At 33.2% G+C, this 22889-nt stretch carries 19 protein-coding genes and 4 pseudogenes; 4 read left to right on the top strand and 19 right to left on the bottom strand.

The window, feature by feature from the left end:
• Window positions 1-60 precede the first annotated feature (60 nt).
• The 19 genes and pseudogenes from DYE58_RS05810 to DYE58_RS05905 form a co-directional block, all read right to left on the bottom strand.
• Window positions 61-1527, bottom strand: a pseudogene (locus DYE58_RS05810) (VirD4-like conjugal transfer protein, CD1115 family); the annotation flags it as partial.
• 148 nt (window positions 1528-1675) lie between these two features.
• On the bottom strand, window positions 1676-2167 hold the full coding sequence (locus DYE58_RS05815) for a hypothetical protein (RefSeq protein ID WP_004819997.1): 492 nt from the start codon (window positions 2165-2167) through the stop codon (window positions 1676-1678).
• 24 nt (window positions 2168-2191) lie between these two features.
• Window positions 2192-2644 (bottom strand): DUF5680 domain-containing protein, encoded by a 453-nt coding sequence (locus DYE58_RS05820; protein ID WP_425452008.1) that lies wholly within the window; start codon window positions 2642-2644, stop codon window positions 2192-2194.
• Window positions 2645-2707: 63 nt separating this feature from the next.
• Entirely contained in the window at window positions 2708-4192 is a 1485-nt protein-coding gene (gene mobQ, locus DYE58_RS05825; protein ID WP_040552192.1) for a MobQ family relaxase, read from the bottom strand.
• Window positions 4193-4432: 240 nt separating this feature from the next.
• On the bottom strand, window positions 4433-4753 hold the full coding sequence (locus DYE58_RS05830; protein ID WP_004819991.1) for a DUF3847 domain-containing protein: 321 nt from the start codon (window positions 4751-4753) through the stop codon (window positions 4433-4435).
• 126 nt (window positions 4754-4879) lie between these two features.
• A complete protein-coding gene (locus DYE58_RS05835; RefSeq protein ID WP_004819990.1) occupies window positions 4880-5503 on the bottom strand; it encodes a DJ-1/PfpI family protein in 624 nt (207 codons plus the stop codon).
• Window positions 5504-5681: 178 nt separating this feature from the next.
• Entirely contained in the window at window positions 5682-5879 is a 198-nt protein-coding gene (locus DYE58_RS05840) for a transposase (protein WP_004819987.1), read from the bottom strand.
• Between the two features lie 78 nt (window positions 5880-5957).
• Window positions 5958-7796, bottom strand: a complete 1839-nt coding sequence (locus tag DYE58_RS05845; RefSeq protein WP_004819986.1) for a recombinase family protein — start codon at window positions 7794-7796, stop codon at window positions 5958-5960.
• 60 nt (window positions 7797-7856) lie between these two features.
• Window positions 7857-8186 (bottom strand): annotated as a pseudogene (locus DYE58_RS05850) (VirD4-like conjugal transfer protein, CD1115 family); the annotation flags it as partial.
• Window positions 8183-8668, bottom strand: coding sequence for a PcfB family protein (locus DYE58_RS05855; protein WP_004819983.1), 486 nt, complete (start codon window positions 8666-8668; stop codon window positions 8183-8185). The pseudogene DYE58_RS05850 and the gene DYE58_RS05855, both read right to left, overlap by 4 nt.
• A complete protein-coding gene (locus tag DYE58_RS05860; RefSeq protein ID WP_004819981.1) occupies window positions 8665-9516 on the bottom strand; it encodes an ATP-binding protein in 852 nt (283 codons plus the stop codon). The genes DYE58_RS05855 and DYE58_RS05860 overlap by 4 nt, the downstream gene beginning before the upstream one ends.
• Window positions 9513-10292, bottom strand: a complete 780-nt coding sequence (locus DYE58_RS05865) for a replication initiator protein A (protein ID WP_004819979.1) — start codon at window positions 10290-10292, stop codon at window positions 9513-9515. Before DYE58_RS05865 ends, DYE58_RS05860 begins: the two co-directional genes overlap by 4 nt.
• Window positions 10293-10379: 87 nt before the next feature.
• The gene (locus DYE58_RS05870) at window positions 10380-10664 is read right to left on the bottom strand and encodes a CD1845 family protein (protein WP_037404025.1); all 285 of its coding nucleotides are present in this window, start codon (window positions 10662-10664) and stop codon (window positions 10380-10382) included.
• Between the two features lie 158 nt (window positions 10665-10822).
• Window positions 10823-12505 carry a recombinase family protein gene (locus tag DYE58_RS05880; RefSeq protein ID WP_004819974.1) on the bottom strand — a complete coding sequence of 561 codons (1683 nt, stop codon included), beginning with the start codon at window positions 12503-12505 and terminating at the stop codon, window positions 10823-10825.
• 89 nt (window positions 12506-12594) lie between these two features.
• Window positions 12595-12756 carry a hypothetical protein gene (locus tag DYE58_RS05885; RefSeq protein WP_000368177.1) on the bottom strand — a complete coding sequence of 54 codons (162 nt, stop codon included), beginning with the start codon at window positions 12754-12756 and terminating at the stop codon, window positions 12595-12597.
• Between the two features lie 484 nt (window positions 12757-13240).
• Window positions 13241-13651, bottom strand: a complete 411-nt coding sequence (locus tag DYE58_RS05890; protein ID WP_040552460.1) for a sigma-70 RNA polymerase sigma factor region 4 domain-containing protein — start codon at window positions 13649-13651, stop codon at window positions 13241-13243.
• A gap of 229 nt (window positions 13652-13880) precedes the next feature.
• Window positions 13881-15269 (bottom strand): MATE family efflux transporter, encoded by a 1389-nt coding sequence (locus tag DYE58_RS05895; protein ID WP_004819969.1) that lies wholly within the window; start codon window positions 15267-15269, stop codon window positions 13881-13883.
• Between the two features lies 1 nt (window position 15270).
• Complete coding sequence (locus DYE58_RS05900) at window positions 15271-17745, bottom strand: PEP/pyruvate-binding domain-containing protein (RefSeq protein ID WP_040552179.1); 2475 nt, start codon at window positions 17743-17745, stop codon at window positions 15271-15273.
• A 23-nt stretch (window positions 17746-17768) separates the two neighbouring features.
• Window positions 17769-18365, bottom strand: a complete 597-nt coding sequence (locus DYE58_RS05905; RefSeq protein WP_004819966.1) for a TetR/AcrR family transcriptional regulator — start codon at window positions 18363-18365, stop codon at window positions 17769-17771.
• A gap of 344 nt (window positions 18366-18709) precedes the next feature.
• On the opposite strand from DYE58_RS05905, the gene DYE58_RS05910 reads away from it, so the two are divergent.
• The 4 genes and pseudogenes from DYE58_RS05910 to DYE58_RS05925 form a co-directional block, all read left to right on the top strand.
• Window positions 18710-19060 (top strand): plasmid mobilization protein, encoded by a 351-nt coding sequence (locus tag DYE58_RS05910; protein WP_115312099.1) that lies wholly within the window; start codon window positions 18710-18712, stop codon window positions 19058-19060.
• A 5-nt stretch (window positions 19061-19065) separates the two neighbouring features.
• Window positions 19066-19422 (top strand): annotated as a pseudogene (locus tag DYE58_RS05915) (relaxase/mobilization nuclease domain-containing protein); the annotation flags it as partial.
• Window positions 19423-19900: 478 nt separating this feature from the next.
• On the top strand, window positions 19901-21778 hold the full coding sequence (gene ltrA, locus DYE58_RS05920; protein ID WP_115312097.1) for a group II intron reverse transcriptase/maturase: 1878 nt from the start codon (window positions 19901-19903) through the stop codon (window positions 21776-21778).
• Window positions 21779-21874: 96 nt separating this feature from the next.
• Window positions 21875-22873: pseudogene (locus DYE58_RS05925) on the top strand (relaxase family protein); the annotation flags it as partial.
• Between the last annotated feature and the right edge of the window lie 16 nt (window positions 22874-22889).

Genomic DNA, 22889 nt, shown 5'->3' on the forward strand with positions numbered 1-22889 from the left:
ATCCTTATCATCTTACCTCCTAATTTTCTGAATAAAAAAGCAGCAAATCTATTTTTAGACTTACTGCATTCTTGTAATAACTGTTTCCCTATTCAGTTTTGCTTTTCCTTTTCGCCTCATGTAGCTTTCTATATCAAACAAATTCTTCTTATCATAGTCCTCAAGCAGCTTATAGTTCTTATGCTTTGTAATATCATACTTATCTGAAAGAAACGGTCTGACACCTCTAAGCTGAAATATACATTTTCCACCGTCCATAACCGTAATCTCATCTTGGCTCATCAATTCTTTGCCTGTTTTTTGATAATTAAGTCCAAAGCTCTTTTGATTTGACCTTGTTTCCGATGTGTTGTAAAGGTCGATAGTTTCTTTACCAAGCGTTTCGGACAGCTCTTTTAGTGTTGTTTTTTCCTTTCCACCTAAGAATAAGGTACTATCACAGTTACCTACAATGGTATCTGCATTATCCTTATAGATCGCCTTTAGCTGAGATTGTGCTTGAAGTATGATGCTTGCTGATATTTCTCTTGAACGAATCGTTGCAATTAACTTCTCAAATTTTGGAATTAAACCGATGTTTGCAAACTCATCAAGTAGACATCTTACATGAACAGGAAGCCTGCCACCATACACATCATCCGCCTTATCGCAAAGTAGGTTAAATAGCTGAGAGTACATAATGGATACCACAAAATTAAAGGTATCATCGGTATCGGAGATAATAACAAATAGTGCTGTTTTTCTATCTCCCAGTGTATCAAGCTCAAGTTCATCTTCTTTCATCAAGTCCCTAAGTTCATGAATATCAAATGGAGCAAGCCTTGCACCACAAGATATAAGAATAGATTTTGCTGTTTTTCCCGCAGCCAATTTATATTTTTTGTATTGCTTTACTGCAAAGTGTGTAGGTTCTTTCTTTTCAAGTGCTTCAAAGAGCCTATCTATCGGATTCATATAGGTTTCGTCATCTTCTCTGACTTCGGAAGCATCTATCATATCAAGTAGAGTTGCAAAGTTCTTTTCTTCTCTTGGAGCTTCATAGAAGATATATCCGATAAGTGCTGTATAGTAGAGCTTCTCCGCTTTAACCCAAAAATCTTCACCCGCTTTTTCTCCCTCTCCTTTCGTATTTGCAATAATTGTCTGTACCAATTTCAGAATATCTTTCTCAGAACGAATATAGGCAAAAGGATTATATTTCATAGATTTTTTGAAGTTTATGGTGTTTAAGATTTTTATCTCATAGCCATTGTCTTCAAGCATCTTGCCACATTCAATGACTATCGTTCCTTTCGGATCGGTTACGCAATAGCTACTGTGCATCTGCATAAGGTTCGGTTTTACATAAAATCTTGTCTTACCACTTCCTGATCCACCGATTACAAGTACATTCTTGTTACGAGCATACTTTGGATTAGCCGGTCTACCATTCATAGTTAGGCGTTCTGTCTGAGTAAGCAAGATATTGTTTTGAAACTTTTCATCCATGTATGGCTCAATATCTTTCTTATTTCCCCAGAGAGCGTTTTGTCAAGTACCTTTTTATATTTATGGACGCTTGTCCTGTATGGAAATTTAACTTTTAGGGAAAGAAAAACAGTAAACCTTTTTTGATTTACTGTTCCTGTATCGGTTTTATTAAGTTATCAATCATGATACAAACCATTATCTATAATTATCTTCTTTTAGCAAATACTTCTCCATTTGTTATCCAAGTTTTTCCATTATCAAAAGATGTTTTATTTTCCCAATGGAATTTTGAAGGAGAAATATCATCAAAGACCCATAAATTTATGCCTTTATCATTGCTTATATTTATAAGTACAATTTTATCTTCTACTTTTTCAGCTTCTAAATATACCATTTTACCTAAACAAGTATAGCAAATATCCCATTTTTGTTTGTTAGGATTGTACATTCTTATTGTTGTACCATACTCTGCGTCAGGCTGAGGATTGGATACTCGTTCTTCCCTTGATGGACAAATAAAAATATCTTGTATTCCATCACCATTTAGTATCTCTGAAAATATCCATTCTCCAATTACATGTCTTTCCTTTTCAGTACCTTTTCCATCAACCCATTCAATATCCCACTCCCCAATCAAATCGCTGAATATATTTTTCTTTTGCTTTTTTTCTCCAACTAACGCTTTATAAAATTCCAAACTTCCACCTCCTAAAACCGAAATTTATCGAACTATCCCTCCATGATAATAGCACTCATAGACTAATTTCCCTTGAAAAGTTATTGATTCATATCCTTGAAACCATTCAAAATCCCCTATCGTTTCACACATATATTTATAATCACCATTAGAATATTCATCAGGTCCTCTAAACGGATTTTCACTATTAACCAAAAGCAATGCTTCTTTTAAAAATCCGTACTCAAATTCTTTGTCAAGTTTTCGACCTGCATAGTTCATCGACCAAATTATTTCTCCGTTTGACCAAAGAGCCTCCTCTCCAATGAACGGATCTGTTCCAAAATAAGAATCATAGTATTCAAAATTATCTTCAAAATACTTTAAATCATGTGAACACGGTCTTGATGAATTGGTTGTATTTCCATCGCCAGCATAAGTTGCTTTTTTTGCCTTAATTAAAAATTCAATGATACCTTTTATTTTCAAATCATGCACAATGTTCATCTCCTTAAATCAAAATTGTATTTGTTTATTATTATACCATATTTCCAATTAGTTTTATAGGTCTAACTCGTTCCTCTTTACCTGTGTTAGTTCTCTATTTCCTTGTAGTAATTTCTCTATACAGTTTCTAACACTTTCAGCTTGTTCAACCTCTTTTCTCATATCTAAGATTTGAGAATATAGGGTGTCTTTTTCTTTCTTCAATGCTGTTGCTTCTAACTTCCACTTGGATATAGCTAATGTCTTACTTTCTCCTAAATGCTCTTTTAGATATTTTCTTGCACTCTCAAATAAAATAATTTCTGCTGTATGTTCGTTATAAAAATCTTCTTGCTTGCTTTTCTTCAACTTGACATAGGTTTTGTATGTGTCTCTATGTTTCAAATACTTTTCTGATTGGTCTATAAGCTCTACTTTGTCATTGGTTTTCTTTTCGGTATCTTTGATAGCTCTTGTAGTCTTGTAGTTCTTATCTCTTAATGCTGATATACATTCTTTCAATTCGGGTATTGATGTAATATTTTTCTCTTTAAGAAATTGATAGCTTTCAATATATTTTTCTAAGTTTATATTACTATTATCTGCATTTTCTTTTATGAGATTAGAGAGTATATCTGTTAAATCATTTTGTTTTAGTGGGGTGGTGGATTGTAAAGATATATCCTCTTGGTTCTCTATTAGATTATCTTTGTTCTTGTTTGTTGTTAAACTTCTTATCCATCTCATTAAGGCTTTTATTCGTCTTGCAATTTCTCTTAATATCTTGTTTTGATGTCTGATTTCTCTGTTGATATTTCCTCTGTTGGTAACAATACCTTTTTTCTCCATTTGACTTGCCGATATTCCTAAATGAATGGTCGGTATTTGTTCTATGCCTTGTCTTTCATAGGAGCGGTGGTCAACTTTTTCTTGTATGCTGTTTTCTTCAAGATAGTTGTTTGTAATATCTGCCCACGACTTTCGCCACTGCTCTGCTTTATCTTGCTCGTTCCAATCTACTGTATCTATTTTTCTTGTTTTGTAATTACCATTTTTGAGTTTTACTTTCTCGCCATTTTTATCAAGGATATATTCCTTTTTTGATTTTGCTCCCCATGTTTTATCTTCGTTTAACGGTCGCATAGTAAGTAAGATATGAGCGTGTGGGTTTCCATAATTTTTATCGTGTAGGGCAATATCGGCACACATACCAACTTTCACAAAATTTTCTTTTACATATTCCCTTACAAGTTCTATCTGTTTTTCCCTGTCTAATTCTTTAGGTAATGCAATTTCTATTTCTCTTGCAAGCTGTGAATTTTTACTTTTTTCTATTTTCTCCACGCTATTCCATAAGGCAGAACGGTTTGAAAATTCTTCAGGTGCATTTTGCGGTAATAGAATTTCGGTATGGGCTATTCCACCTTTTCTTGTAAAGTCATGGACTACTCCGTCATATTCGTTTTTTATTTTTTCGCCACTACGATAAGCGGAAGCTGCTACTGCACTTTTATTTTTTCCTCTTGAGATAATCTTTATACTGAGATGATATATCGCCATAAGAAAAAACCTCCTTTCCATTTTTGATATTGGTGTGGTGGCGATGATAAAGACTTCCTAAAAAAATCGGATTGCTTTTTATCCGATTTCTTTTGGGAAGTACACAAGGGGTAGGAAATTTATTTCCGTAGGGGAGTGTAGCTCCCCTGTATCAGCGTTAGCTGATATGCCCTCTGCAAGAGCCTTCGGAGAACGCACGCACCCTTTAGGGTGTATAAGTGCGCCCTTGTAAACAAGGGACTATTCCTCTATGTCCATTACTTCCTCTTGATTTTCCATATTTTGATTTTCTCTTTCTTCTCGCCTTTCTATGATTTTTAAGATTTTTTGATTGACTGCTTCTTTTATATTCGGGAATGTAATTAGTTGATAAAATTCATCTTTGGTTAATTCTTTGCTCTCGGTAAAGATACTTTCAAATACACCGCCTTTTTCATAAAGCCGTCTATCTCTCTTTTTTCTCTCTTCCTGTTTCTGTTGGCTGATGAGCTTTTTTCTTTTGTTTTGTAATTGCTTGATTTCTTCTTCTGCCATTAAGATTTTTTCATCTATATTTTTCATTTTCTGTTTCCTCTCTTTCTGTTTTTGGGCAAAGAAAAAACAGTAAACCGATTTGATTTACTGTTTCATAAGTTACTATATTATTATTTTTTTTTATTTAATTATTTCATTTTGACAAACTAAGATTTATATATCTTTATTAAAGGAATTCATAAGTTCCCCAAAATACTCAACTTTTCCAGAAGAAAAATAGTTATACCATGCTTCAACAGTTTGATGAGAATATAGTTTTAAGTTTTCAAAGATATATCTTGCCCAAAGTAAAGAACCTGCTGAGCTTGCGGTAATTAGATTTTTATCCATAACCGCAAGTGTATCTTTATAGTATTTCTCTCCTTGGTATTTATCACTTCCTTGTAAGAAAAACAATGCATTACTTGTATGATAGTACGAATTTAAAATTCCTTTATTTGCTAAACCTAAAGTAGCACCACAAATAGCAGCTACTAATATATTCTTTTCAAGAAACGAATTAGCCACTTCAAGTATCGGTTGATTTGACTTTTCCTGCCAAGTATCTCCTCCAATCAATAATAATGCTCCTGCTTGCATTTCATCAATTTCCTCTAAAGTAATATCCGGAACAACGGTAATTCCACCAGCAGTTTTAATTGCTCTCTTAGATACTGAAACAGTTTGTAATTCATATTTTAACGCTCCTGCCATTTTTTGTAAGGTCAAGCCTTGTAAGAAATATCCATTCTCCCAATCTGCCATTGTATCTAGTACATACATATATATTTTTTTCATAATAACTCCTCTAATTTAAAATTTACAACTTCTAATCTATCTTTCTAAATATTTAGTATATTATACCATTTTCAAGACTATTTTTCTACTGTCAGATTCTCTACTTACTTTCAAGGCTTTCATTGTAACAAATAGAAAAAAAAGCTGAAAGGTTTTATACAAAGTGTTCCATTTTTCTTTATTCTTTCTTTTCAGTTTGTACTACCTTGAACAGCTTATCTTGAAATGTTTCTTTGCTGTTTTTATTAAAATATATCTCCGTTACAAAAGTTTTTCCTCTAATCTTTTTTATCATGATATTGTTAGGTTTTTGGGGTATGGTCTGTTCTTTTACTGTCTGTATTTCATCGTTCTGTGTTTCTTGTTTTTCAGTCATTCAATCCTCCTTTTACTTGCACAAAAAAAGATTTCCTGTGATTTAGGAAACCTCTTTTCGTCTTGGTTGATTTTGGTTTTAGGTTGTCGCTTGTAGCTTCTTTCTTGCCCTGTATTCTCGTGCTTTTATCCGTTCGTACTCTCTAAACTTTTCAAGATTTTTAGCTCGGTATTCTTTGGAATATGCCCTGTGATATGCTCTTGATTTTTCTTTCTTGGCTTCTTCGATTTCTTCTCTCATCTGTATCATTTCCTGTTCTGTCGGCTCTATTTCTTTTGTCAGTTCATTTTCAAATCTGCCGATATAGTTGAAATACACTTCTATTCTCTGAACGGCATATTTTGCTCTTTTGACATCTCGCTCATGCACTACAATTTTACTGATAAATTCATTGATAGCGGTAGGGGTAAGTTCTTCAAAGTCTGAATAGCTTTCTGCCAGTTTTATAAAGTTCTTTGCTCTTTGGTTGGCGTTTTCAAATTCGGATAAGCGTTCTTCTATTTGCTCCTGTTCCGATTTTAAGCTGTAATATTCTTCTGCATATTTTCCCGATAGCTGTTCATATCGTTTCGGCTCAATATTTCCCAGTGCATTATCTTCATAGAGTTTGTTCATCACTCTTTCTATCTGTTCCAGCCTGTCTGTGATTTGTGGGATACGCTTTTTCTGTTTTTTGATTTCTTCTGTCTGTTCTTTGGCAAGACTGCTTTTTACCAATGCTTCAAACTCTGATTTGTCTGTGAATGAAAACTTGCCTATCTTTCGTAAAATCTCTTTGAGCGTTTCCATGACATCATCGACATCAATGCGATGTGGGGAATGGCATTTTGGATGTTTTGCTTTGCCTTTGGCATATTCACTGCAATAGGTTACATGCTGTACTTTTCCGTTCTTGTGTATGGTGCGAATGTGCATTTTCGTTCCACAATCTTTACAGTACATCAGTCCCGATAATGGGTGGATTTCTCCATCTCCGTTTGGTCTTTTTACAGGTGCGTTTTTCAATATCCGCTGTACATTTTCATAGGTGGCTCGGTCGATAATTGGTTCATGCACATTTTCTATAATCTGCCACTTATCTTTATCGACATAGTGGTTTCGCTTATCTTTGTAATGCTTTTCGGTTTTGAAGTTGACTACATCGCCACAATACTCCTGCCTTTGCAGTATGCGTGTTAGGGTTGCTTTGTTCCAGTTATAGCGATTTTCTTCATTCAGCTTTTTGTTTTTTGCCGTTCCTCTGTCTTGCTGTTTCATATAAAAGGTCGGGGTTAGTATTTCTTTCTCTTTTAAGTAAACGGCTATCTGATTTCTGTTTTTCCCCTCCATAAAGAGCGTAAAAATGAGTTTTACAACTTCGGCAGCTTCTTTATCGACTACCCAAAAATCTTTGTTGTTAGGGTCTTTTATATAGCCGTAGGGGGCTTCTGTTGCTACGGGCTTTCCACTTGCTCCTTTGGTCTTAATTCCCGTTTTAACTTTCTTGCTGATGTCCCTTGCATACCACTCCGACATGATATTGATAAATGGGGCAAATTCTAATGTGTTTTGGTCTTGGCTGTCTATACCGTTATTGATAGCGATAAAGCGGACATTGTTTCGTCTGAATATCTCCATAGCGTTTCCTACTTGAAGATAATCTCGTCCCCACCTTGTCATATCTTTCATAATGACAATGCCGATTTTTCCGCTTTCTACATCGCTTATCATCTGTGTATAGGCGGAGCGGTCAAAGAACCTACCGCTTTCATCATCGTCGATATAGTGGCGAATGTTCATCAGCCTGTGCTGTCTTGCATATCTCTCTAAAAATGCCTTTTGATTTACAATACTGTTGCTTTCGCCACCGTCCCTATCCTCATCACCAACTGAAAGGCGGGAGTATAGCGCTGTGATTTTATTTGTGTATTCTATCATGGCGTTATCCTCCTTTTTGTGTGTCTATATATCACTCCTGTTCAGTTAATATTATGCAACCCATCTTGCTGAGCCATACTCTTTCCCCTGTCTAAACTTTTTAGCATTTTTACCTTTGGTATAGACAATAAATTTAATCAGTACAGCCACTCCGACTCCTATGATTACATCCACCGGATGAATGCTTGGAAGAAAACTCATGGTATTAAGTTCTAATATTCCCTGAAAGATTTTATCTATGACATCACCACCGGTATAGCTTCTCACATGATGGGCAAAGATGTTTCCTAAATAGAAAAATGCAAGATAGGGAATGTTTTGCTTTAGAAACTTTGCCTTATCCTGCACCTTAAATAAGCCTTTGATGTCCTTTAATATTTTATCTATCATAGGCTCTGCTCCTTTTGTTTATTCTTGACTTTATCTTTGGAAACAGAGTTCTTAGCCATTTCCTTAAACTTCTCAATATTCTTGTGAATGGATTCCTTCCTTTCCGTTTTCTTTTCAGACTGTGCTAATGCGTGCTTAAAGGCTTTATCCATAACCTTCATATCTTTGGCTTGAAAAAATACTGAATATTTTCCTGTTTCCTTATCCTTCATCACTGAAAACTTTACGCCATACCGATTAAGTTCTTTTTTCAGTTCCTTAAGCTCCGCTTCTTCAACAGGAATTTCTTCAAGCTGACCTTTCTTTACCATATCTTTGAGCTTTACTTCATTTCCGTTGCTATTTACAAGTTTTTCAAGTCCCCCAAGTTTTTCTGCTTCTTTCATCAATTTCTTTAACAAGTTCAGAATTAGCTTTCCTGTTACTTTAGCAGCTTTAACTTCCATATTCAGCGTTTTTCTTGCTATTTCTTCATTGATCAAGTTCTCTCACCTCCATTCAGTAACTTATCTTTATTTCGATTCAACTTATCCCTTTGAATAATCTTTCTAAAATCCTCTCCTACAACCATAACAGGAATACACATCTCTATAATCCTTGAATAGATTCTCTGATATTCCACGCTGTCTTTACAGTTTTGGATTGTGTCGTAGGAAAGGTTAGTGGTAAAGATAGTCGGTTTCTGTTTTAAGTACCTGTTGTTGACAATGTTATATACCTGCTCTTTAGCATAGCTTGTATCTCTTTCTATTCCCAAGTCATCCAAGATAAGAACGGAAGTATTTACAAGGGATTCAATATATGCGTTCTTGTCAAAATCAAATCCTCCCTTTTGCAGCTCATTGATAATCTGTGCAAAATTTCTTATTTTAACACCTATTTGATACTGTTCAATAAGGCTATTTGCAATGGAGCAGGCAAGATAGGTTTTTCCACTTCCTACTGAGCCGTAAAATAGAAGCCCGATATTTTCCTTTTTCATCTCCTCATAGTCTTTGACAAAGTTTTTAGCAATGATAAGGCTTTGATTTTCTTCTCCCTGATAATTTTCAAAGGTGTATGACCACTGAATAATCGAGTTAAAGCAACTACTCTTTAATCGTTCAATTTCCATCTGCTTTTGTCTTTCTTTTTCTCTTGCCTCTCTATCTCTATCGCATTTGCAAGAAATCTTAAATATCATCTTGTTATCAAAGAACTCCATCACTTTTCCGTCTTTTCTTTCATGGCAGACTTTACAAAAGGCGTGTCCGTCTTTGATATATTCTTTTTCAGGATCGTAAGAATACTCTACATCCTCTATCATTACTTTTTCTAATTCTTTCATCATAGGTGTTCTCCTTTATCATATTCTTCCCATGTAGGGATATTTGATATTTTCACTTCTTTGCTTCTTCCCTGATCTTTATAAAACCAAGAAAGGATTGTTGCCTTATGGTCTTTATAGGTCTTTCCGGTACTTTTGATATATGCCGACAAGCGTTCAATGTAATTCTCAAGCTGTGAGTTCATTATGATTTGTAAGTCTGATATATCTTCAGCAGCTAAAAACACATTTTGAAATGTTCCAAGCCCGTTTTCACTAAAACTATATTCTCTCTTACTATACTTACTCTTATTATTCTCTATATAGTTAGAGTCAAGGTTCTTAACCTCTTGAAGTTCATTTTCTTTACTTCTGAGGTCAACATCTTTTACTTCTGAAGTAAAGTTTTTTAACTTCTGAAAGTCATTTTCTTTAACCTGAAATACACTCATAAAATCTTTGACATAAATGATATTTGGTTTTCCAAGTCCAAGCCTTACTCTTTCAATAAGTCCAATTCCTTTTTTTACATCAAGTTCATCTAAAGTCTTTATGGCAGTTGGCTTTGAGATATTTCTTCTTTTCATAATTTCTTCAACTGTGAAATAGATAAATACCCTGCCTTCCTTGTCTATCCAGTTATTCTTAAAAGACATTCCTGTCCGTTTAAGAAGCATAGAGTATAGGATAATCGCTTCGGCAGATAATCCACGAAATTCTTCTCCATCAACCAATATCTCCGGTACTTTTAAGAAATTAAATCTTTCCACTTCTCTGTTATAGAAATAGTCAAAGTCCATCGCTTCACCTCCCTTCCTTAAAAATTGGCGAAGAAAAAGACGATAGTTTTTATCTATCGCCTTTGGTAACCATTTTTATGAATTTTTTTAGATTGATTTTATTGCTTCATTGATTCCTTGAAGAAATGCTATAACGGCTGCTCCAACCATCGGTATTCCGTATGGACTAACTAAAAATCCAATAATCAATGCTTCGATTCCAATGGTAACTTCTTTTTGCAAAAAAGATGCTATTGCTCCAAATATACAAAACATCATCAGCAAGTATAACAATGCTGTTCCTATGCTGAGCAGGAATGTTAGAAATGCAGTGAGAATACTAAGCAGCAAGCTGATTGGAAACAATATTATTTTTATTATCCACCTAATCATTTCTTATTCCTCACTTTCCAATCCATTCCTTGTATCTCCACACACCATATCAATACAAACATTCACATCAATATAATTTTTTAGGACTTTTTTTCGTCCTCCATCGCCATCTTCATTAAAGACATAATGCTTGTAAAACTGCTTAAAATGCAGGATTTTCACGATTTCACTCTTTGTATCAACGCTATAGTCTCAACTTGCTTATCATTGTCCAAACTTATATTTAGATCCTCATCAATGATAGGTAGCTTAAAAGTAATGGATTTTAGCCATTGTCCATTTGGCTGCTTCTCTTCATAAATTTGAATTTCAGAAATGAGTGCTTCTATTAACTGTCTGCGTTCAACATCGTTCATGACTTTATAAAGTTTGTCAAAATAAATCAAAACCTTATATATATTATCGCCAGTAAGTTTTTCAGCTTCTATTGTTTCTTTCTTTGCCTTAGCTTCTATTAACTGACCTTCTAATTCTTCAATTTTATCGTACATACGATAAAGTCTATCATCTAAGTCCTGTTTTCTTCGTTTGTAGTGCTTATCATCAACATCTAAATTATCTATTTCCTCAATGAGCTTAAACTTTGTAGAATGACTTTTCCTTAGCTCTTTTTGATAATTATCTATCTCATTTTCAATCGCTGATGTATCAACTTTCATGTTGATTTTTTCCTGCATCATAGATGCAAATTTAGGATTGCTAACTAACTTGATTATTACCTCAGCAACAGCATCATCTAACAATTCTTCTCTAATTTGCTTACTGAATGTACACTTATGACCTCTTATCATCTGCCTATGTTTACAACCATAATAATAAAAATCTTTATACTTTGTGCCATCTTTCTTTTTCTTGCTACACTTGTTTCCAAACATTCCCACTCCACATATCGGGCATTTTACAATTCCAGAAAGCAAGTGTGTGCGTGTATCTTTTCCTTTATTCACATGCTCATATTTCTTTGCTTGAGATTTTAGCTTAACCTGAGCAGCTTGCCAAACTTCATCGGAAACTATAGCTTCATGTATCCCTTCAGATATTAGATACTCATCTTGTTCAACCTGCTTATATTCATTTCTTGTACCATGAACTTTTTCTAAAGTTCTTCTTCCAAATGCTATTTTTCCATTATATACAGGATTCTTTAATATCTTTCTTATAAGACCTGCGTCAAACAATGGATTTTTCCCATTTTGCCTTGGTATTTTCCTTATACCATGATTTTCTAAATATTTTGAAATACCATTAGCTCCAATACTTGTATTTACATACTGATCAAAAATAGTTCTTATTGCAATTGCTTCTTCTTCATTTATTAACAACTTTCCATCAATCAGTTGATAGCCATACGGAGCAAAACCACCATTCCATTTACCCTCTCTTGCCTTTTGAATACGACCTTCCATTGTTTGGACACGAATGTTTTCTCTTTCGATTTCAGCCACTGCTGATAAAACAGAAATCATCAATTTACCTGCATCTTTAGATGAATCAATTCCATCTTCAACACAAATAAGATTCACACCAAAATCTTGCATTATTTGCAAAGTCGAAAGTACATCAGCAGCATTTCTTGCAAATCTCGATAATTTAAATACAAGAACAAAAGACACTCCATCCTTTCCGGATTTTATATCTTCCATCATACGAGTAAACTGGACTCTGCCTTCTATAGATTTTCCAGACTTACCTGCATCTTCATATTCACCAACAATCTCATAATCGTTATAGAGAGCAAAAGCCTTCATTCTTGATTTTTGTGCCTCTAAAGAATAACCGTCTATCTGTATTGAAGTAGATACTCTTGTATAGAGGTATACTTTTATTTTTTCTTTTGACATAGCATTAACCTCAATATCCTTTTCTATATCTTTATATTTTTACCAATTATGGTTTGGACTTATATATCAAGTATATTATAGCACTTTTATTACTTTTTCTCAATCTGTGTTTTTGCTATGTCAAATTTATTTTTATCTTCTATATTTTTTACCGGAGTTGGATTTGGAAGATTATCTAAATCTAAAACTCCAGCGTACTTTGTAATCAAATTTGCAATTAAATCAGCCAATCCATTCCAGTCGTTATCCACTAACACACCTCCTCCGCTTTAAATTTTCCTTAATTAACTATTATTTATCTTACTAAGTTTTATGACATTGGTAGGTGCTTGGCAGCAACATAGGAATCTCACCTCCGCCCCTTATTAAGACGAGCCGGCTTAAACTATTGAAGTATCATTATCACTACTTGTATCACCGAACAGATTGCCACCTCTGTTTTTTATGTATTCTTATTTATCGCTCACTTTCTTGTATCCTTGGCTAACCCAGTATTCATAGAACCGAAATTGCTTTCAGCAGAAAGGTCATGGCGTAAGTCATAATCCTCCACAAGTAGATAAAGTCCTACCTTGGTCTATTCAGTTGTCAAAGATCAATATTTGAAAGGGATTATTTTCTTTACATTTTCCTATTTGCCATAAGCAGGCTTCTCTCTTATTGAATAAAGTAAAGGAGGTCAAACTCCCCTTCACTTTAAATAAGGAAAATTTGACCCCTTTGGTTACCGAAGTTCTAAAGTTCTTCGATGAATTTTTTTAGCTTTTCAAGTATTTTGTTTCTTCTTTTGATTAAAGCCGGATGAGTAATACTTTTGAGCTTTGCCACTGAACGAACCGTTTCATCATTGAAATATAAGCGTTCAACAATATCTCTTTCTTCTGCATTGAGCCTTGATATAGCATTTCTGACTGCTTCAATCATCATCTGTGTTTCCACAATCTTTTCTACATCAACACTTTTGTCAATAATGCTATCAACAAAATGTCCGTCATGATCCAATGATGAAAAAAAGAGCAAGTGGTTTTTCTTGTCCACCTGCTCTAAATACTTTTCGTGTTCTTTTTCTCGCCAGTAGACTTTGTATATCTGCTCGCTGACTTTGACCTTTTGTCCATTGACATAAAGGTAATATTCTTTTGGCATTTTATTTCCTCCATTTCTTTTTTTGTCTGCGTTTTTAGGCAAAAAAGGAGGACTTCTGCACATAGGCATAAAAAGTCCTCTGAAATGAAAGAATCCAGCTCTTTCTCTATACTTTAAATTTGATTTTTTATGGTAATTACTAATATCAAAAAGGTCTGTGATTTTTTTCTATATAAGCATTAGACCTAAAATAATACATAGTAATTTCCTCCAACTATTCAACCTGTCGCTAATTCATATAATGTATATTCCCCTCGTTTTTTAGTTCATTTTTTATTTTATAAACAACAATAACAGCTAAAACAAATGACAAAATATCCGCTATTGGTTGGAGCAAATATATCCCAAACTTCTCATATAAATTAGTAAGTAAATATAAAAGAGGGATGTAGAAAATACCTTGCCTTGAAATCGAAATTATCAACGACCAAAAATATTTACCTATGTTTTGCATCAACATACTACTTATCGCATAATAGGCTAAGAACGGAATTGTCATACATTGCATTCTAAGTATTTGCACTCCTATAGAAATAACTTCACTATCTTTAGACATTGCAATAACAAAATGTTCCGAAAAAATATATAGCACCACTGCTGATATAATCAAAAATATAGTTCCAACAACAACTGTCAAATTAAATGCTGATCTAACTCTGCCATATTTTTTTGCACCATAATTCATTGCACAAATAGGTTGAAACCCTTGCCCCCATCCAATCATAATCATATAAGCTATGGCAACTATTCTTGAACTAACGGTTAAAGCTGCAATAATACTGTCCCCAAAGTTTGCTGCAACTCTATTCAATAAAATGAGAGAAACACTTGTAATTGCTTGCCTTGAAAAGTTAGGCATTCCTCCTACAAGAATATGGTATATGCGTTCTTTACTACATTTGACATTTTTCAAAGAAACAGGAATATTACCATTTCCTTTTGCCAACATAGTAAGTGCAATACACGCAATTATTTGACCTGTCAAAGTTGCATATCCAGCTCCAACAAACCCAAACTTGAATATAAACATAAATACAGGATCAAGAATCATATTGCTAAACATTCCTAAAAGTAAACCTATCATTCCATCTTTTACATTTCCACAAAGTCGTAATTGATTATAAATAGTAATTGAATACAGACTAAATGGAACGCTTATTATAATCACCTTTAAATACTGAGTAGTAAATTTAAATAAGTTAACAGAAGCATTCCCACCAATGAACTTTGTCAAGTCAGATATAAAAATCCATGACATTATAGCTATTAAAAATCCACTTATAATAGAAAATACTATTCCGATTGAAGAAATAATTATTGCCTCTTCCTCATCTTGTTCTCCAAGTTTTTTAGACATAATATTCCCACTGCCATATCCAAACCAAAAACCAATAGCCTGAATAATACTCACGAAGCTAAAAACAACACCAATAGCAGCTGTCATCGATTTATCATTTAAAAGTCCGACAAAAAATGTGTCTGTCAAATTATAAATAACCATAATTAGCATACCAACAATTGTTGGAACAGACATTTTTACTATCAAAGGTAAAAGTGGTTCACTTAAAATCTTTTGCCTTCTCAATTCTTTTTGATCTATTTGATTTTTTGATTTCATATCAGCAACCTTTGACCTCGCCGGTATTACCATCTACTTGTATGGTATCTCCATCTTTGAATTTGGTAGTTGCAAAACCAACTCCAAGAACTGCCGGTATATTATATTCTCTTGCAACAATTGCAGCATGGCTTAAAGCAGAACCTGTATCTGCCACAACAGCACTTGCCAGCTTAAATAATGGAGTCCACTCAGGATCTGTAAGATGACAAACTAATATATCTCCTTTTTTCATTTTATAAAATTCTTTGGGACTATTTATCAGGCACACCTTTCCAACTGCAATACCAGTGCTTCCGCTTACTCCTTTTAAGGCATCACCATCCGTTTTAAAAATCAATAACTTTGAAGCTTCCCATACTTTCACTGCTAAAGGAAATTTTTCGTTTCTCCTATTTATTTTTTCCTTATCTGATTCATTTAAATTACCTCTGTTAATTGCTTTAAGTAATTCTTTATGAAAAAGATTAGCCACTCCTATTTCTATGTTTTCATCACCCAAGAGTATAAAGTTAATTCTTTTAACACACTTTCTGACATAATAAAATAATGTTTCCCACAAATATTGACTTTCTTCACGAACCACATGAAAATATCTAAAATATTTTATCTGTTTTTCTATATCCTGATACTTTTTACCATAGATTCCCTCTATACTCTCCATAAGCTTAGAAAAATCTTTTATATCTTTACTTTCATTACTATTTTCGTTTAATATAGGTCGTAATATATTTGTCAGCCTATCAGGATCTTCGAGAAATGTTTTTGCAGATAAACAATAACAGTTATAATCAGATTTAAAGCCATTATCTTTCATAAACTCATCTGTTATGTTCTTAAAATCATTATAATTTTTATATAATTCCTTAAAATTATCTCCGGAAATTATCGCTCTTTTTAAAGCTTCATTTTTTCTTATCTCACAAGCCATTGTATAGACATCATTTGTAATCACCGATGTTTTATTATCTAAGTCCCAATAAAAATCAAACGATGAATAATTGCTATTTACTTTTTTTATTATTTTGGTAAATTTCTTACTATTTAATACTGATGGAAATAAGGCATACTTAAATCTATCATAAGCAAGCTTTTGCAAAAGAGCATAACTTTCTTCTAAAAAATTTCCACACTCCGTTAATGTCATATTTTCAAAATTTAAGTGCTTGATTTCTTCTATTTCAGTTTCATATATATTCATAAAATCTTTGCACTTCTTATAACAGAACTCAAAATCTTTCATGTTCTTTAAGATATTAAAAAATTTGAAAATATTCTTTCCAATTCGCTTTCCTTCATCAGAAAAAGTTTGTATACCATCATCATCTATAATTGGATTTCTTGGTAAAATAATCCCACCTTCTGATAAAATGTTTACTTTCTGATCATTGATTGCCATCAAATAATCGAAATCAAGGACTCTATGTGCAGAAGGCATTTTTTCTAAAAAGAATGACATTACTTCTCGTGTATCCTTTTTGATTTTTTTACCCTTTGTATACTTCTCTATTAAATCATTGCAAGTTATATCATTTTCAGAATTTTTTAATGTGGTAATCGCTCTCGCCTGTAAAATATATACAATATCATTTTTGATTGCCCATTCAATATCCATAGGCATGCGATAGTGTTTTTCAATCTCTAAACCACACTTCATAAGTTCAAGTATTTCTCTATCATTTAATGCACGAGTTTTTCTTTTATCAGAGCTTACTGCTACTTCAACAGTTTCCTTATCCCCATATATAATCTGTGTTTCCTTGCTTCCAATATTTACTTGGGCTATTTTCCCTGATTTGTCAATAATGTAGCTATCAGCTGTAACTCTTCCGCTTACAACGCTTTCTCCTAATCCAAAGCTTGCATTTATTTGCATTTCATTTTCTTTTTTGTTTACTGGATTTACGGTAAATAAAACTCCTGATTTTTCACTCTCTATCATTTCTTGAATAACAACTGCAATAGAAACTGAAGTTTGATCATAACCTTGATGAAACCTATAACTTACAGCTCTATTCCCCCAAAGCGAAGCATAACAATTACGCACTGCATTCAATACACTTTCAATACCTTGAACATTTAAATAAGTTTCTTGTTGCCCTGCAAAACTGGCATCTGGCAAATCTTCCGCCGTTGCTGAAGAACGCACTGCAACTCTTGTATTATTTCCAAGATTAAAATATTTTTCTCTTATTGCATTCTCTAACATTTCAGGAAATTTTCCAGACTTTATCTTTCCTCTAAAATGCTCAGCTTCATTTAGAAGTTTTCTTTCATCATCTACTGATTTTTTAATTCCATTTTCAATGAGAATATCAATCCCATTTACTTTTAAAAAATCTCTATATGTGTCTGCTGTTATAACAAATCCACTTGGAACATTTATTTTAGCAGAAGTCATTTCTCCAAGATTAGCACCCTTACCTCCAGCAACTAATACATCTTCCTTTTTTATCTCATTAAAATCCAGAATCATTGCTATCACCTTCCCTTATACAATTAAATTTCTATGTATTTAAAAACAATGCTTTGTATATAAATATTAAGCACTTCTTCAAAGGTATCTTTATTAAAATGGAAATAATTTGAACATAGAACGAAGCTGCCAACAAAGGCATTTGATAAGCCTTGCTTATCTACGCTTTTTACTACATTATTTTCGTACCAATAATCTATTAACCTATCCAAAAAATCACCATATAGATTTTCTACTCTATTCACTTTCTTTGAATCTTGACTTGCAAATATTCTAAATGCCTCTTGATAAATTGGCTGAGTTTTAATTTTCTCAGTCATATCTATCGAATACTTATAAATTACATCTGAAAGGAATTTTTTAGGATTCGTGAGTGAATTTGAAAATTCTCTTTCAATGTTTTCCAATTTTTGTATTGACCTATATGCCATTAAATCGATGATAAGAGATTCTTTGTCTTTCCAAAAATTATAGAAACTTCCTTGTGCTATCCCTACTCTTTTTGTCAATTCCGAAATACTAAGTGATTTCGTACCTTTATCATGAAATAAATCAAGAGCAGTTTCCATAATATCTTCTTTGATTTTTATCTTTTCTTCTTCTGTAAATGCCTTTGCCATTTTTAACCTCCAAACTTCTCAAACCAACCTATGAATTTTTCGTTTTTTATTCATAGATATTATAACACCCACAAATTTAAAAGTCAATGAATATTTTATTTTATATTCACAGGTAGTCTCGAATTGAATAAATCATTATAATTTGGTATAATATAATCATAAATTTAAAACTTGCTTAACGCTTGCTACTCTAATTATTCTTTTGTAGCAAGCACAGTAAGTGTACGGACACTTACGAAAAAATTGATGAAGCAGCCCTTTGGGATCTGCTTCTTTTTTTATCAATTTTTAACTTGTTAGGGTGTACCCTAAGACCCGAAATACATTCAAAGGAGGATTTATCTATGACAAATAGAATGCGAAATGAAAGACTTGAAATTAAATTAACTGAAGAAGAAAAGGCTCTTTTTGAGGAGAAAAGAAAACTTGCAAAGTGTAGAAACATGAGCCATTTTATCCGTAAATGCGTTTTAGAAAAGGAAATTTATCAAGTGGATTTAGAGCCTTTCCGAGATTTACAAGGCTTGCTTTCAAATGCAACAAACAACATAAATCAGATTGCAAAGCGTGTAAATTCTACCGGCATAATTTACAAAGATGATATAAACGATATGAAAAAGCAGATTGAACATTTCTCAAAAGAGTTGTGGCAGATACATTCACTGCTTCTTAACAGAACTTCCGGAGGTGATTAAATCTTATGGCTATTACAAAAATACATCCTATAAAATCAACCCTTAATCTTGCCATTTCATATATTGTTAATGGAGAAAAAACAGATGAGCAAATCTTAGTAAGCACTCATAAATGTCATCAGGAAACTGCTCATACTCAATTTTTAAGAACACGAAATGATGTAGGAACAAAAGGAACCGTTCTTGCAAGACATCTCATTCAATCCTTTTTACCGGGAGAAACAAGTCCTGAAATGGCTCACCATATTGGTATGGAGCTATGTAAAAAGATACTCAAAGACGAGTACGAATTTGTCTTATCTACTCACATAGATAAGGGGCATATTCACAATCACATCATTTGTGCGTCCATAAGGTACGAAGTAAATCCATTTTAGCAAAATGGTAGAATAGTAGTTTTAATATCTAAGGTCAATAACTCACTTAGAGGAGAAATCCAAAGAGGACAATAGCACGTTATTAAAGTCATAAGTTGGATAGATATCATTCCACGACTGAATGGCGAGACCTAAAGCTGATATGAGGATAAAATCTAAACTGATTGAATGCCAGTCCGAGGAACATTTGTGGTGGTCATAACGAAAGATATCTATATACGTTATGTTGAGTGTACCTATGTAGTGAAAATGAATGCATTAGGCAAAACTTTAAACTCAATCCGCTTGTATAAGCATGAAAGGACGAAAAGCATATCCGACAATCAACATTGCTTTTTACTTCGATACTAAATGGAGATTACCTAAGTCAGAAAGCAACAAAATGCTATGGTTTTTAAGAACCTGAATATCTGATATGGTAACGGAGCCTTCGTAGTAATCCGAGAGAGATAACGACTCTTACATGGTAAAGGAAGGCAGTTTATTCATTCAATTCAGAGGAAAGGAAGGTGCGAGAGGCACTATGAGAAATCCCAACAATGTATTGATTAGTTTGAGAAAACATTCAAAAGAAGAAAACTACACTTACAAAAGATTGTATCATAACCTTTACAATACAGACCTGTTCTTGCAAGCATACCAAAATATTTATGCTAACACAGGAAATATGACTAAAGGTGTAGATAATCAAACAATAAGTGCAATGAACTTAGAAAGAATTAACAAAATCATTGATTCACTAAAAGATGAAAGTTACTCACCCACACCAACAAAAAGAGTATATATTCCAAAGAAAAACGGAAAATTAAGACCATTAGGCATACCAAGCATTGACGATAAATTAGTACAGGAAGTATGTAGAATGTTATTAAATTCTATCTATGATGAAAGCTTTGAGGACACATCTCATGGCTTTAGAGATAATAGAAGTTGTCATACCGCTTTAAGACAAATTCAAAATAGATTTGTAAGATGTAAATGGTTCGTTGAAGGAGACATTAAAGGTTTCTTTGACAATATAGACCATAACATTATGATAGACATTCTATCCAAGCGTATTGAAGATGAAAGATTCCTAAGATTAATAAGAAAGTTTCTTAAAGCCGGATACATGGAACAAAACCAATATCACAACACTTACAGTGGAATGCCACAAGGGTCAATAATAAGTCCCATACTTTCAAATATTTACTTGGATAAATTTGACAAGTATATGAAAAGTTACAAGGAAAGCTTTGATAAAGGCAATAAAAGAAAGCAAAACAGGGAATATAAAGCTCTCTATGATAGAAGAAAAAGACTTGAAAATAAGTTAAGCAAGACAACTAATAAAATTGAAATAAATGATATTAAATCAGAAACTGAAGAGATAAACAAAAGATATTTCAATATACCTTGCTTAAATCCTATGGATGAAAACTTCAAGAGAATACAATATGTTAGATATGCTGATGATTTCATTATTGGCATTATCGGTTCTAAGGCAGATGCTGAAAAGGTAAAACAAGAAATTGGTCAATTTATCAAATCAGAATTAAACCTCGAACTATCTGATGAAAAAACGCTAGTAACAAAATCAACAGATAGAGCCAAGTTCCTAGGTTTTGATATCAGAGTAACTCCTGGAAGTAATCATACAAAAAGGACAAAAACAGGTATAAAAGCAAGAAATTTTGGTGGTCATGTAAGACTTGAATTATCAACTTCAACAATACAAAATAAACTAACAGAGCTTGGAGCATTAAGAATTAAAAATCTAAATGGAAAAGAAGTATGGTTTCCTAAAGAAAGAACAGAGCTAACATCAAGAACAGACTTAAGTATTTTGGAACAATATAACGGAGAAATTAGAGGATTCTGTAACTACTACAGACTCGCAAATAATTCTTCAAAGCTCCATAAATTTAGATATATTATGGAATACAGTCTGTATAAAACATTGGCTTGCAAATATAGGACAAAGGTAACGGATATTATAACTAGATACCGCAATGATAAAGATTTTGGTATAAGTTATACAGATAAAAATGGTAACAACAAAACTCGTTTACTTTGGAAAGACAGCTTGGCTAGAAAAGAATTTCCCCAAGATGATAATGCTGATGTGATTCATAAGCAAAAGTTCTATCTTAAGAAACCAACGCTAGGTTTAAGATTAAAAAATAATAAGTGTGAATGGTGTGGGAAAGAAACTAATAATCTAAAAGTGTATCAAGTAAAAAAGCTTAAAGACTTAACTGATGAATATGCTTGGCATGTTTTTATGAAAAGCATTAATAGAAAAACGCTAGTAGTTTGTAATGAATGTTTTGAAAAAATTAACAACTCAAATGAAGAATAAATGGAAAGCCGTATACATCGAGAGGTGTACGTACGGTTTGGGGGCGAGTATCTAAAAACCTACATTAGAAATAATGCAAGGCGTTGGATACTTAGCCTACTCAATAATGTAAATATGGTAACTGGCAAGTGCTATCAATCCAACAAGAAAAGCTACCACCAAATCAGGTATCAAAGCGATAAGCTATGCAAAGAAAACAACCTATCTGTGATTGATGAGTTCTACGAGAGCTATAAGAGAAAGTACAAAACAAATGGAAAGTCATGGTATGAAAATGAGCAATCTAAGAAAGGTACTTCTTGGAAAAGCAAACTTCAATTTGACATTGACAGAATAATACAACAGTCTAAAGATTGGGAAGAATTTCTAAAGAAAATGGCGGAACTTGGTTATGAAATAAAGCATGGAAAACATATAGCTTTTAAGCCAAAAGATAAGCAGAGATTTACAAGGGCTAAGACGATTGGTGAGGATTATACCGAAGAAAGATTAAAAGAGCGTATTACAGAAAATCAATCTATTAAAGCCCCGCCTGTCAAAAAACGAATCGGAAATGTTATCAATATGAATACCAATGCCAAAGTAAAAGAGAGCAAAGGCTATGAATATTGGGCAACCAAGCATAACTTAAATACAATGGCTGAGTCAGTTATTTTTATCAGAGAACATGGCATTAACTCCGTCAAGCAGCTTGATGAATACATCAGGAAGTGTGCTGAAGAAAGACAAGCCTTACAAGATAAAATCAAAGAAATTGACAAGGATATGCAGCTACTTTCTGATACGATGGAACAAGTTCATACTGTTAAAAAGTATCGAGCCTACTACAAAGAATATAAAGCGAATCCTTCTGATAAGGCATTTTATGAGGAGCATAAGTCTGAAATCACACGCTACGAAACAGCTCTTGCAAAACTAAAAAAATCCTATTCAAAGCTGCCTGATTCCAAGGATATTTTAGATAAACTTGATAAATTGCAAGAAAAAAAGAATACCCTAATGCAAGAGTATTCTTCTACAAAATCTACTATGGACGAGCTTTATCAAATACGAAAGAACTATGGGATTTACATGGGTAAGGAGATGGAGAGATAGCTTTTCTCTCCATCAT

Source organism: Peptoniphilus indolicus (assembly GCF_900454665.1).
Taxonomy (GTDB): domain Bacteria; phylum Bacillota; class Clostridia; order Tissierellales; family Peptoniphilaceae; genus Peptoniphilus; species Peptoniphilus indolicus.

Coding starts and splice junctions, on each gene's coding strand:
- mobQ (WP_040552192.1), bottom strand. CDS start 4,192: ATGGCGATATATCATCTCAGTATAAAGATTATCTCAAGAGGAAAAAAT.
- DYE58_RS05830 (WP_004819991.1), bottom strand. CDS start 4,753: ATGAAAAATATAGATGAAAAAATCTTAATGGCAGAAGAAGAAATCAAG.
- DYE58_RS05835 (WP_004819990.1), bottom strand. CDS start 5,503: ATGAAAAAAATATATATGTATGTACTAGATACAATGGCAGATTGGGAG.
- DYE58_RS05840 (WP_004819987.1), bottom strand. CDS start 5,879: ATGACTGAAAAACAAGAAACACAGAACGATGAAATACAGACAGTAAAA.
- DYE58_RS05845 (WP_004819986.1), bottom strand. CDS start 7,796: ATGATAGAATACACAAATAAAATCACAGCGCTATACTCCCGCCTTTCA.
- DYE58_RS05860 (WP_004819981.1), bottom strand. CDS start 9,516: ATGATGAAAGAATTAGAAAAAGTAATGATAGAGGATGTAGAGTATTCT.
- DYE58_RS05865 (WP_004819979.1), bottom strand. CDS start 10,292: ATGGACTTTGACTATTTCTATAACAGAGAAGTGGAAAGATTTAATTTC.
- DYE58_RS05870 (WP_037404025.1), bottom strand. CDS start 10,664: ATGATTAGGTGGATAATAAAAATAATATTGTTTCCAATCAGCTTGCTG.
- DYE58_RS05880 (WP_004819974.1), bottom strand. CDS start 12,505: ATGTCAAAAGAAAAAATAAAAGTATACCTCTATACAAGAGTATCTACT.
- DYE58_RS05890 (WP_040552460.1), bottom strand. CDS start 13,651: ATGCCAAAAGAATATTACCTTTATGTCAATGGACAAAAGGTCAAAGTC.
- DYE58_RS05895 (WP_004819969.1), bottom strand. CDS start 15,269: ATGAAATCAAAAAATCAAATAGATCAAAAAGAATTGAGAAGGCAAAAG.
- DYE58_RS05900 (WP_040552179.1), bottom strand. CDS start 17,745: ATGATTCTGGATTTTAATGAGATAAAAAAGGAAGATGTATTAGTTGCT.
- DYE58_RS05905 (WP_004819966.1), bottom strand. CDS start 18,365: ATGGCAAAGGCATTTACAGAAGAAGAAAAGATAAAAATCAAAGAAGAT.
- DYE58_RS05910 (WP_115312099.1), top strand. CDS start 18,710: ATGACAAATAGAATGCGAAATGAAAGACTTGAAATTAAATTAACTGAA.
- ltrA (WP_115312097.1), top strand. CDS start 19,901: ATGGTAAAGGAAGGCAGTTTATTCATTCAATTCAGAGGAAAGGAAGGT.